The following is an 877-nucleotide window of genomic DNA, read 5'->3' as shown; positions in this document are numbered from 1 at the left end:
GTGCTCGCAAAGCCGCGCCGCGACCTCGCCCGGCTCGATGCGGAAGCCGCGGATCTTCACCTGCTCGTCGTTGCGGCCCAAAAACTCCAGATTGCCGTCCGGCAGATAGCGCGCCAGGTCGCCGCTCCGATACAGCCGGTCGCCCTCCACAAAGGAGCTGGCGATGAACCGCTCGGCCGTCAGCTCCGGCCGGTTCAGGTAGCCGCGCGCAACCCCGGCCCCGCCGATATAGAGCTCGCCCACCGCCCCGAACGGCACCGGCGCACCATGAGCGTCCAGAAGATAGATCCGCGTGTTCGCAATCGGACGGCCAATCGGGCTTCCCGACGCGGCAGTATCGGGCTCGACAAGAGGCCGATAGGTTGCATGCACGGTCGTTTCCGTGATGCCGTACATGTTGATCAGTTGTGGGGTGGAATCTAGGTGCTTTGCATACCAAGCCTTCAGAATTGGCGGCTCCAGGGCCTCCCCACCAAAAAACACATATCGAAGACGGCTGCGAAGACTGCTCTTGCACTCCGCATCGATGAACGTTTTGAACGCCGAGGGGGTCTGGTTCAAAACCGTCACGCCCGACTTGCAGATTAGATCATGGAAGTCAGGAGCAGACCGTGCAGTATCGACCGGCACGAGTATCAAACGCCCGCCGTAGCGCAGTGCACCCCATAGCTCCCACACTGAGAAGTCGAACGAGAAGGAATGGAACAGGCACCATATGTCGTGTTCGGTGAAGCCGTACCAATCCTGGGTCGCTTCGAACAAACGGACAATCTGCGCATGCTCGACCATGACGCCCTTGGGCGTCCCGGTGGAGCCCGAGGTGTAGATGATGTAGGCGAGATGGCGGGGGGTGAGCCCCAGCGCGCGCGGGTCGGGG

1 protein-coding gene is annotated in these 877 nt (G+C 62.0%); it reads right to left on the bottom strand.

Features of this window, described 5'->3' with window-relative positions; genetic code table 11:
* On the bottom strand, positions 1 to 877 hold an 877-nt coding region (locus NKI49_RS33205), incomplete at both ends, for an amino acid adenylation domain-containing protein (RefSeq protein ID WP_352695941.1).

Source organism: Mesorhizobium sp. M0587, assembly GCF_040320945.1.
Taxonomy (GTDB): Bacteria; Pseudomonadota; Alphaproteobacteria; order Rhizobiales; family Rhizobiaceae; genus Mesorhizobium.
The sequence above is the reverse complement of the archived record's forward strand: the minus strand, read 5'-3'. Positions and strand labels throughout refer to the sequence as shown.